Raw genomic sequence first — 10,935 nt, 5'->3', positions numbered from 1 at the left:
AGAGCAGTGAAACCCAAGCGTTTCGCGCTGACACCCGGCGAACCAGCCGGCATCGGTCCCGACCTGTGCCTGCTGCTCGCCTCGCAAGCCCAGCCACATCCCCTGATTGCCATCACCAGCCGCGACCTGCTCAATGAGCGGGCCGCGCAGCTGGGGCTGGCCGTCAACTTGCTGGATGTCGGCCCGAATCACTGGCCGGACGCCCCGGCGCCCGCCAACAGCCTGTACGTCTGGGATACCCCGCTCAGCGCCCCCGTGGTGGCCGGGCAACTGGACAAGGCCAACGCTGCTTTCGTCCTTGAAACCCTGACCCGTGCCGGCAACGGCTGCCTGAACGGCGATTTCGCCGGGATGATCACCGCCCCGGTACACAAAGGCGTGATCAACGAATCGGGCATCGCGTTCTCCGGTCACACAGAGTTTCTCGCTGACCTGACCCATACCGCACAGGTTGTGATGATGCTGGCAACACGCGGCTTGCGCGTGGCACTGGTCACCACTCACCTGCCCCTGCGCGAGATTGCCGATGCGATCACGCCGGAGCGGCTGGAACGGGTCACGCGAATTCTGCACGGCGATCTGCAAAACAAATTCGGCATCGCCCAGCCCCGCATCCTGGTCTGCGGGCTCAACCCGCACGCCGGTGAAGGCGGCCACCTGGGCCATGAAGAAATCGACATCATTGAACCGACATTAGAGCGCCTGCGCGGCGAGGGCATGGACCTTCGTGGCCCGCTGCCTGCCGACACTCTGTTTACCCCCAAATATCTGGAGCACTGCGACGCAGTGCTGGCGATGTACCACGACCAGGGCCTGCCTGTGCTTAAGTACAAAGGCTTCGGCGCTGCCGTCAACGTGACCCTGGGTCTGCCGATCATCCGCACATCGGTCGACCACGGCACTGCCCTGGATCTGGCCGGCAGCGGCAAGATCGACACCGGCAGCCTGCAAGTCGCCCTGGAAACCGCCTACCAGATGGCCGAGACCCGTTTATGACCGAGCAATACCAACACAAGGCGCGCAAACGCTTTGGCCAGAACTTCCTGCACGATGCCGGCGTTATCGATTGCATCCTGCGCTCCATCAGCGCCAAGCCTGACGATCGTCTGCTGGAAATTGGCCCGGGCCAAGGCGCACTGACCGCCGGCCTGCTCAACTCCGGCGGGCAGCTCGACGTGGTGGAACTGGACAAGGATCTGATCCCGATCCTCAACCAGCAGTTCGCCGGCAAGAGCAATTTCAACCTGCACCAGGGCGATGCGCTGAAGTTCGACTTCAACACGCTAAACGCCGCGCCGAACAGCCTGCGGGTGGTAGGTAACCTGCCGTACAACATTTCGACGCCGCTGATTTTTCACCTGTTGAACAACGCCGGCATCATTCGCGACATGCACTTCATGCTGCAGAAAGAAGTGGTCGAGCGTCTGGCCGCAGGCCCTGGCGGCGGTGACTGGGGTCGTCTGTCGATCATGGTTCAGTACCACTGCCGCGTCGAACATCTGTTCAACGTTGGCCCGGGCGCGTTCAACCCGCCGCCAAAAGTAGATTCGGCGATCGTTCGTCTGGTGCCGCACGCCGTGCTGCCGCACCCGGCCAAGGATCACAAGTTGCTGGAGCGCGTTGTGCGCGAAGCCTTCAACCAGCGTCGCAAGACTCTGCGCAACACCCTCAAACAATTGCTCAGCAATGCCGAGATCGAAGCCGCTGGCGTTGATGGCAGCCTGCGTCCGGAGCAATTGGATCTGGCCGCATTCGTGCGCCTGGCCGACCAGCTCGCAGTACAAGTCCCGGCCTCCCCCGCCGCCGACTGACATACGATGAACGCTATCGGGCAGGACGCCACTCTGGTTTACTGCCCGATACTTGCCTAGACTGATTCCCCATCAGCTACGCCCCGCGTTCCGCTTCGTTAAGGCCCCTTGCATGTCCGATTCCCGTTACCAGGTCGATGTCAGCGTCGTCACCCGCTATCTGGCAGACCAATCGCAACCCGAGCACGACCGTTTCGCCTTCGCCTACACCATCACCGTGCAGAACAATGGCGCGATCCCGGCCAAACTGCTGTCGCGGCACTGGGTGATCACCGACGGTGACGGCCATGTCGAAGAAGTCCGCGGCGCTGGCGTGGTGGGTCAGCAACCGCTGATCAATGCCGGACAGAGCCACACTTACAGCAGCGGCACGGTGATGACCACCAAGGTCGGCACCATGCAGGGCACTTATGAAATGGTCGCCGACGACGGCAAACATTTCGATGCGATCATCAAACCTTTCCGCCTGGCGGTGCCCGGGGCCTTGCACTGATGGCAACCTATGCCGTCGGCGACCTGCAAGGCTGCCTCGAACCGCTGAAGTGTCTGCTCAAGCAAGTCGCGTTCGACCCGACGCTCGATCGGCTATGGCTGGTCGGCGATCTGGTCAACCGAGGCCCGCAGTCGCTGGAGACCCTGCGCTTTCTGTACGGCATGCGCGAGTCGCTGGTCTGCGTGTTGGGCAATCACGATCTGCATCTGCTGGCGGCCGCCAAAAATATCGAGCGTTTGAAGAAGTCCGACACCTTGCGCGAGATTCTCGACGCACCGGACTGTGCCGAACTGCTTGAGTGGGTGCGTCAGCAGAAGCTGATGCATTACGACGAAATGCGTGATGTCGCCATGGTACACGCCGGCATTCCACCGCAATGGTCACTGCGCCGCGCCTTGAAGTGCGCGGACGAAGTCGAAACAGCGCTGCGCGACGACAACCTGTTCCCCGCCTACCTCGACGGCATGTACGGCAACGATCCGGCGAAATGGGACAACGACCTCAAAGGCGTGACTCGCCTGCGCGTGATCTCCAACTACTTCACGCGCATGCGTTTCTGCACCGCCGAGGGCAAGCTCGACCTCAAGAGCAAGGAAGGCCTCGACACTGCCCCGCCCGGCTACAAACCGTGGTTTCAGCACAAAGAGCGCAAGACCAAAGGCCTGCGCATCATCTTTGGTCACTGGGCGGCCCTTGAAGGCAATATCCATGAGCCAGGCATCTCGGCACTGGACACCGGTTGTGTCTGGGGCGGCAGCCTGACCCTGATGAACGTCGACAGCGGCGAACGCCTGTCCTGCAAATGCGATGAGCACGGTGGTCTCGCGCCAACCGTCGCACCACTTATCCCCGAAACTTCGCCAGTCAACGCACCGCGTTAAACTGCGCTTTCAGCCGAGCAACAGGAACCCGCCATGAGCGAATTCAAACGAATCCCCCCGGAACAGGCCCAGGCCCTGCGTGAGCAAGGTGCCGTCGTCGTCGACGTCCGTGATCCGGCGACTTTCGCTGCCCTGCACATCAGCGGCTCGAAGCATCTGGACAATCATTCCCTGCACGCCTTCATTCAAGGCGCTGACCTCGATGCACCGACCGTGGTCGTCTGCTATCACGGCAATTCCAGCCAGGGCGCTGCGGCCTACCTGATCAGCCAAGGCTTTTCCGACGTCTACAGCATGGACGGCGGCTTCGAGTTGTGGCGTACGACTTATCCTGCGGAAACCGCGCAAGGCATCGCCGAATAATTTTTTTGTCACGCGCAGGCCCCGGCTGCCGTGGGCCTGCGCGGGCAGACGAACGGTCTTGCCACAACTAATTACGTATCTCGCCTTTACCTCCTGAATTCCCAACTATCCTTAAGCCCAGGCCATCCAAAACAGGGGAGAGCCGGTACACCGGCGCACGGGTCATCGGGAGTGACTTTCGCGATTGTCGATCGTGGAAGTGTTCTGGGGGGTAAACAAACAGCTGCCAAAACGGTTGTTTGCCAGCATCGACTGAGTGATCCGGCGTCGGCTCCACGTATCGAGCGAGGTGACGTCATGAGTATCTTTAGCCACTTCCAACAACGCTTCGAGTCCACACGCCAGGAAGAACTCTCGCTGCAAGAGTACCTGGAGCTGTGCAAGAAAGACCGTAGCGCCTACGTTTCCGCTGCCGAGCGTCTATTGCTGGCCATCGGCGAACCGGAACTGCTCGACACCTCGACCAATTCGAGGCTGTCACGCATCTTCTCCAACAAGGTGATCCGTCGCTATCCGGCCTTTGAAGACTTCCACGGGATGGAAGAATGCATCGACCAGATCGTTTCGTATTTCCGCCATGCCGCCCAAGGCCTGGAAGAGAAGAAACAAATCCTTTACCTGCTCGGCCCCGTCGGTGGCGGTAAATCCTCCCTGGCCGAGAAGCTGAAACAGCTGATCGAGAAAGTGCCCTTCTACGCGATCAAGGGCTCGCCGGTATTCGAATCTCCTTTGGGTCTGTTCAACGCCACCGAAGATGGCGCGATCCTCGAAGAAGACTTCGGTATTCCACGGCGCTACCTGAACACCATCATGTCGCCCTGGGCGACCAAACGTCTGGCCGAATTCGGCGGCGACATCAGCCAGTTCCGCGTGGTCAAACTGTACCCGTCGATCCTCAACCAGATCGCTGTGGCCAAGACCGAACCGGGTGACGAGAACAACCAGGACATCTCGGCGCTGGTCGGTAAAGTCGACATTCGCAAACTCGAGGAATACCCACAGAACGACGCCGACGCCTACAGCTACTCCGGTGCGCTGTGCCGGGCCAACCAGGGCCTGATGGAATTCGTCGAAATGTTCAAGGCGCCGATCAAGGTGCTGCACCCGTTGTTGACCGCGACTCAGGAAGGCAACTACAACAGTACCGAAGGCCTCGGCGCGATTCCGTTCACCGGGATCCTGCTTGCCCACTCCAACGAATCGGAGTGGCACACCTTCCGCAACAACAAGAACAACGAAGCGTTCATCGACCGGATCTACATCGTCAAAGTGCCGTATTGCCTGCGCGTCAGCGACGAAGTGAAGATCTACGACAAACTGCTGTTCAACAGTTCTCTGGCCAAAGCGCATTGCGCGCCTGACACCCTGAAAATGCTCGCGCAGTTCACTGTGCTGTCACGTCTCAAGGAGCCGGAAAACTCCAACATTTATTCGAAGATGCGCGTCTACGACGGTGAAAACCTCAAAGACACCGATCCGAAAGCCAAGTCGATTCAGGAATACCGCGACTCGGCAGGCGTTGATGAGGGCATGAACGGTCTGTCGACCCGCTTTGCGTTCAAGATCCTCTCCAAGGTCTTCAACTTCGATCCGCATGAAATCGCCGCCAACCCGGTGCACTTGCTCTACGTGCTGGAACAGCAGATCGAACAGGAACAATTCCAGGCCGAAACCCGCGAACGCTATCTGCGCTACCTGAAAGAATACCTGGCACCGCGTTATATCGAATTCATCGGCAAGGAAATCCAGACCGCTTACCTCGAGTCTTACAGCGAGTACGGCCAGAACATTTTTGACCGCTACGTGCTGTACGCAGACTTCTGGATTCAGGATCAGGAATACCGCGATCCGGAAACCGGCGAGATCCTCAACCGCGTCGCCCTGAACGAAGAACTGGAGAAAATCGAAAAACCGGCCGGCATCAGCAATCCGAAGGATTTCCGCAACGAAATCGTCAACTTCGTCCTGCGCGCCCGGGCCAACAACAACGGCAAGAATCCGACCTGGCTCAGCTACGAAAAACTGCGCGTGGTCATCGAGAAGAAAATGTTCTCGAACACCGAGGATCTGCTGCCGGTCATCAGCTTCAACGCCAAGGCCAGCAAGGAGGATCAGCAAAAGCACAACGACTTCGTCACTCGAATGGTCGAACGCGGCTACACCGACAAACAGGTACGGCTTCTTTCCGAATGGTACCTGCGGGTACGGAAGTCGCAGTGAAGCAGCTGCAAGCTTCTAGCTACGAGCTGCAAGAACAAAGCGCGTAACCCACTGATGCCCGGGAACCTGCTTTTACTTGCAGCTTGAAGCTCACAACTTGAAGCTGCCCGGAGGGCTTCCTATGAGTTATGTGATCGACCGACGTTTGAATGGCAAGAACAAGAGCACGGTAAACCGCCAGCGCTTCCTGCGGCGTTACCGTGATCACATCAAAAAGGCTGTCGAAGAGGCGGTCAGCCGGCGTTCCATTACCGATATGGAACACGGCGAACAGATCAGCATTCCCGGTCGCGACATCGACGAACCGGTGCTTCACCATGGCCGCGGCGGCAAGCAGACCGTGGTTCATCCTGGCAACAAGGAGTTCACTGCCGGCGAGCACATCGCCCGGCCACCGGGCGGTGGCGGCGGACGTGGGCCGGGCAAGGCCGGCAATTCCGGCGAGGGCATGGACGAGTTCGTCTTCCAGATCACTCAGGAAGAGTTTCTCGAATTCATGTTCGAAGATCTCGAACTGCCGAACCTGGTCAAACGCAACCTGAGCGGCACCGACACTTTCAAAACCGTGCGCGCCGGCATCAGTAACGAAGGCAACCCGTCCCGGATCAACATCATCCGCACCCTGCGTTCGGCCCACGCGCGGCGCATTGCTTTGTCTGGCAGTAGCCGGGCGAAACTGCGCGAAGCCAAAGCAGAACTCGAGCGGCTGAAACGCGAAGAGCCAGATAACTTTGGCGATATTCAGGAGCTCGAAGCAGAAATCGAGAAACTCAGCGCGCGCATTCATCGCGTACCGTTCCTCGACACCTTCGACCTGAAATACAACCTGCTGATCAAGCAACCAAATCCCAGCTCGAAAGCCGTGATGTTCTGCCTGATGGACGTGTCCGGCTCCATGACCCAGGCGACCAAGGACATCGCCAAACGCTTTTTCATCCTGTTGTACCTGTTCCTCAAGCGGAACTACGACAAGATCGACGTGGTGTTCATCCGTCACCACACCAGCGCGCGCGAAGTCGACGAAGAAGAGTTTTTCTATTCACGGGAAACCGGCGGCACCATCGTTTCCAGTGCATTGAAACTGATGCAAGAGATCATGGCCGAGCGTTATCCGAGCAACGAATGGAACATCTACGCGGCGCAGGCCTCCGACGGTGATAACTGGAACGATGACTCGCCGATCTGCCGCGACATCCTGATCAACCAGATCATGCCGTTTGTGCAGTACTACACTTACGTGGAGATCACCCCGCGCGAACATCAGGCTTTGTGGTACGAGTACGAACGCATCGCCGACGCCTTTTCTGACACTTTTGCCCAGCAGCAACTGGTCTCGGCCGGGGATATCTATCCGGTCTTCCGTGAACTCTTCCAGCGCAGGTTAGTGACATGACCGCCAAAGAGCAGAAGCGCCAACCCATTTCCACCGGCTCTGAATGGACGTTCGAGCTGATCCAGACCTACGACCGCGAAATCGCCCGTATCGCGGCCGGCTATGCGCTGGACACCTACCCCAACCAGATCGAAGTGATCACCGCCGAGCAGATGATGGACGCCTATGCCTCGGTGGGCATGCCGCTGGGTTATCACCACTGGTCTTACGGCAAACACTTCCTCAGCACCGAAAAATCCTACAGTCGCGGGCAGATGGGCCTGGCGTACGAGATCGTGATCAACTCGGATCCGTGCATCGCCTACCTGATGGAAGAAAACACCATTTGCATGCAGGCGCTCGTGGTGGCGCACGCGTGCTATGGCCACAACAGTTTCTTCAAGGGCAATTACCTGTTCCGCACCTGGACTGACGCTAGCTCGATCATCGATTATCTGGTGTTCGCCAAGCAGTACATCATGCAGTGCGAGGAGCGCCACGGCATCGACGCGGTGGAGGACTTGCTCGACTCCTGCCACGCGCTGATGAATTACGGTGTCGACCGCTACAAACGCCCCTACCCTATTTCCGCCGAAGAAGAACGCCGGCGGCAAAAGGATCGCGAAGAACACATGCAGAAGCAGATCAACGATCTGTGGCGCACCATTCCCAAAGGCGCGGACAAATACAGCGACAAGGACAACGCACGCTTCCCGGCCGAGCCGCAGGAAAACATTCTTTACTTCATCGAGAAACACGCACCATTGCTCGAGCCTTGGCAGCGCGAGATCGTGCGTATCGTGCGCAAGATTGCCCAGTACTTTTATCCACAGCGCCAGACACAGGTGATGAACGAAGGCTGGGCAACGTTCTGGCACTACACGCTGATGAACGACCTGTACGACGAGGGCCTGGTCACCGACGGTTTCATGATGGAGTTCCTCACCTCACACACCAGCGTAGTGTTCCAGCCAGGTTTCGACAGCCCTTACTACAGCGGCATCAACCCGTATGCATTGGGTTTCGCCATGTACCGCGACATCCGGCGCATGTGTGAGGAACCTACCGAAGAGGATCGCCACTGGTTCCCGGACATCGCCGGGAGCGACTGGCTGTCGACCATCAAATTCGCCATGAGCAGCTTCAAGGACGAGAGCTTCATCCTGCAATATTTGTCACCGAAGGTGATCCGCGATCTGAAACTGTTCAGCATCATGGATGACGATCAGAAGGACGATTTGCTGGTGCCGGCGATCCATGACGAGCCCGGTTACCGAATCATCCGCGAAACCCTGGCCGCGCAATACAACCTCGGCAACCGTGAACCGAACGTGCAGATTTACAGCATCGATCGACGTGGCGACCGCTCACTGACCCTGCGGCACCAGCAGCACGACCGTAAACCGCTCGGCGATTCCACTGAAGAGGTGCTCAAACACCTGCACCGTTTGTGGGGCTTCGATATTCATCTGGAAACGCTGCAGGGCGACCAGATCATGAAAACCCATCACGTGCCGCCGCGCAGTGAACACAGCGAAGGCGATTACGGCCGGCTCGACCTCGCCGTCATTCATCTTTGAAACGGTTCTGGCCTCCGAAAGTCCGGCGCAAGGGTTATCCTGTCGGGCTAACGGAGGTTTTTTATGCAGATTTTCAAGGTTGGCGGCGCGGTTCGTGATCGCCTGCTGGGGTTGCCGGTTACAGATGTCGATCGAGTGGTGGTCGGCGCCACGACCGAGGAAATGCTCGCGCAGGGGTTTCGTCCGGTCGGCGCGGATTTCCCGGTGTTTCTTCATCCGAAAACCGGCGAGGAGTACGCCCTCGCCCGCACCGAACGTAAAAGCGGTCGCGGTTATGGCGGCTTCACCTTTCACGCCAGTCCCGAAGTGACGCTTGAAGAAGACCTGATTCGCCGCGACCTGACCATCAACGCCATCGCTGAAGACGATCAGCAAAATCTGACCGATCCATACCACGGTCAGCGCGATCTTGAAGCGCGAATCCTGCGTCACGTATCCCCGGCGTTCGCCGAAGATCCCCTGCGTGTCCTGCGTGTAGCCCGCTTTGCGGCGCGTTATGCCGGGCTCGGTTTTAGCGTTGCGCCGGAAACGCTTGAGTTGATGCGTCAACTCAGTAAGTCCGGTGAACTGGAGGCACTGACCGCTGAGCGCAGTTGGAAAGAAATCTCCCGCGCGCTGATGGAAGACCAGCCACAGGTATTCATTCAGGTGCTTCGTGATTGCGGCGCGCTGAAAGTCTTGATGCCGGAAGTGGATGCGCTGTTCGGCGTGCCGCAACCGGAGGCGCATCACCCAGAAATCGACACCGGCCTGCACACGCTCAGCGTGCTGGAGCAATCAGCGCTGCACAAACAACCGCTGACCGTACGCTGGGCCTGTCTGCTGCACGATCTTGGTAAAGGCCTGACACCGGAAGAGGAATGGCCACGGCATATCGCCCATGAGCACACCGGGCTGAAGCTGATCAAAGCGGTCAACGAACGCTTTAAAGCGCCGAAGGATTGCCAGGAATTGGCCTTGCTGGTTGGCAAATACCACACCCATGGGCACCGGGCGCTGGAGCTGAAGGCTTCGACGTTGCTGGACTTGTTGCAGAGTTTTGACGTGTATCGCCGGCCGCAGCGGTTTGAAGAATTTATCGCTGCGTGCGAAATGGATGCCCGGGGCCGCAAGGGGCTGCAGCAGAGAAGTTATCCACAAGCGGATTATTTGCGCGGTGCGGCGAAGGTTGCACGGGAGGTTGCGGTGCAGCCGTTGCTGGAGAAGGGATTCACGGGGCCGGAGTTGGGTGAGGCGCTGAAGCGTGAGCGGCTTAAGGCATTGAAAGTGTACAAAGAGAACGCTTGAAGCAAGATCAAAAGATCGCAGCCTTCGGCAGCTCCTACATGGGAATACGCGTTTCTCTGTAGGAGGTGCCGCAGGCTGCGATCTTTTGCTTTTAAAGATCCGAAGGCGTGAGCTGCTGCCCGCGCCACTCAAACCCGACCGGCGCCAGCACCTGATCAATCTGCGCCTCTGCCCACAATGTCGCGAAGCTTTTTCCCACACCCGGATGCACGCGATCCGGCGCAATCAGCGACAACGGCCACAACACAAAAGCATTTTTCAGAATTTCCGCACGCGGCAACACCAGACCGTCGAAATTGCCCGCCAGATCGCCGTACAACAGCACGTCGATATCCAGCGGCAAGCCCTTGCGATCCGGGGCATATCGACCGTTATCCGCCTCAATAAACTTCAAGCGACGATCCAGTTCAATCAACGGCAGATCGGTAAACGCCGACACCACAAAATTGAAGAACGGCCCGCTTTTGATTCCGACTGGCTGGCTCTCGAACACCGCCGAACAGCGGATATCCACCAGAAACGTCGCCAACGCGTCGAGACCTGCACGCAAATGAGTTTCGCGCTCGATATTGCTACCGAGCCCGAGGTAGACCTGAGTCAGCGACATCCGCGCTCGATCTCCACACCCACGCCGCCCTTGGCCGCCGGTACCGCGCCAGGCTTGGTCAGCTTCAGGCGTACCCAAGTGATGTTGAATTCACTCATCAGCACTTCGATCAGACGCTCGGCGAACGTCTCGACCAGTTGAAACTGCGCTTGCTCGGCGAAGGCCTGAATCCGTGTGGAAACGCTGGCATAGTCGAGCGCCAGGGTCAGGTCGTCACCGGCGGCGGCCGGGCGATTGTCCCAGGCGAAGCTCAGATCAAGACGCAGGCACTGGCGGATGCCGCGCTCCCAGTCGTAGGCACCGATCACGGTATCGACTTCC

11 protein-coding genes are annotated in these 10,935 nt (G+C 58.7%); 9 read left to right on the top strand and 2 right to left on the bottom strand.

Annotated features, from left to right (window positions below):
- Positions 1-6 precede the first annotated feature (6 nt).
- The 9 genes from pdxA (at position 7) to ACIP1X_RS25375 (ending at position 10,007) form a co-directional block, all read left to right on the top strand.
- Complete coding sequence (pdxA, locus tag ACIP1X_RS25415) at positions 7-996, top strand: 4-hydroxythreonine-4-phosphate dehydrogenase PdxA (protein WP_400755645.1); 990 nt, start codon at positions 7-9, stop codon at positions 994-996.
- A complete protein-coding gene (rsmA, locus tag ACIP1X_RS25410; RefSeq protein WP_400755644.1) occupies positions 993-1,811 on the top strand; it encodes a 16S rRNA (adenine(1518)-N(6)/adenine(1519)-N(6))-dimethyltransferase RsmA in 819 nt (272 codons plus the stop codon). Before pdxA ends, rsmA begins: the two co-directional genes overlap by 4 nt.
- Positions 1,812-1,923: 112 nt before the next feature.
- On the top strand, positions 1,924-2,304 hold the full coding sequence (gene apaG / locus ACIP1X_RS25405) for a Co2+/Mg2+ efflux protein ApaG (RefSeq protein ID WP_016983136.1): 381 nt from the start codon (positions 1,924-1,926) through the stop codon (positions 2,302-2,304).
- Positions 2,304-3,185, top strand: coding sequence for a symmetrical bis(5'-nucleosyl)-tetraphosphatase (locus ACIP1X_RS25400; RefSeq protein ID WP_400755643.1), 882 nt, complete (start codon positions 2,304-2,306; stop codon positions 3,183-3,185). The genes apaG and ACIP1X_RS25400 overlap by 1 nt, the downstream gene beginning before the upstream one ends.
- Positions 3,186-3,218: 33 nt before the next feature.
- The gene (gene glpE, locus ACIP1X_RS25395) at positions 3,219-3,548 is read left to right on the top strand and encodes a thiosulfate sulfurtransferase GlpE (RefSeq protein WP_008085194.1); all 330 of its coding nucleotides are present in this window, start codon (positions 3,219-3,221) and stop codon (positions 3,546-3,548) included.
- A gap of 297 nt (positions 3,549-3,845) precedes the next feature.
- Positions 3,846-5,768 carry a PrkA family serine protein kinase gene (locus ACIP1X_RS25390; RefSeq protein WP_007910115.1) on the top strand — a complete coding sequence of 641 codons (1,923 nt, stop codon included), beginning with the start codon at positions 3,846-3,848 and terminating at the stop codon, positions 5,766-5,768.
- A 121-nt stretch (positions 5,769-5,889) separates the two neighbouring features.
- Entirely contained in the window at positions 5,890-7,161 is a 1,272-nt protein-coding gene (locus tag ACIP1X_RS25385) for a YeaH/YhbH family protein (RefSeq protein WP_053124403.1), read from the top strand.
- Positions 7,158-8,720, top strand: coding sequence for a SpoVR family protein (locus ACIP1X_RS25380; protein ID WP_053124404.1), 1,563 nt, complete (start codon positions 7,158-7,160; stop codon positions 8,718-8,720). The genes ACIP1X_RS25385 and ACIP1X_RS25380 overlap by 4 nt, the downstream gene beginning before the upstream one ends.
- A 63-nt stretch (positions 8,721-8,783) precedes the next feature.
- Entirely contained in the window at positions 8,784-10,007 is a 1,224-nt protein-coding gene (locus ACIP1X_RS25375) for a multifunctional CCA addition/repair protein (protein ID WP_400755642.1), read from the top strand.
- A gap of 91 nt (positions 10,008-10,098) precedes the next feature.
- On the opposite strand, the gene folK is transcribed toward ACIP1X_RS25375, so the two are convergent.
- Complete coding sequence (gene folK, locus ACIP1X_RS25370) at positions 10,099-10,614, bottom strand: 2-amino-4-hydroxy-6-hydroxymethyldihydropteridine diphosphokinase (RefSeq protein WP_400650558.1); 516 nt, start codon at positions 10,612-10,614, stop codon at positions 10,099-10,101.
- A partial coding sequence (gene folB, locus ACIP1X_RS25365) for a dihydroneopterin aldolase (RefSeq protein WP_400755641.1) occupies positions 10,605-10,935 on the bottom strand: 331 nt, incomplete at its 5' end. The genes folK and folB, both read right to left, overlap by 10 nt.

The sequence above is a fragment of the Pseudomonas sp. NPDC088885 genome, from assembly GCF_044750025.1.
GTDB classification, from domain to species: domain Bacteria; phylum Pseudomonadota; class Gammaproteobacteria; order Pseudomonadales; family Pseudomonadaceae; genus Aquipseudomonas; species Aquipseudomonas rustica.
Note: the sequence above shows the minus strand (reverse complement) of the source record. Positions and strands in the feature narration are given on the sequence as shown.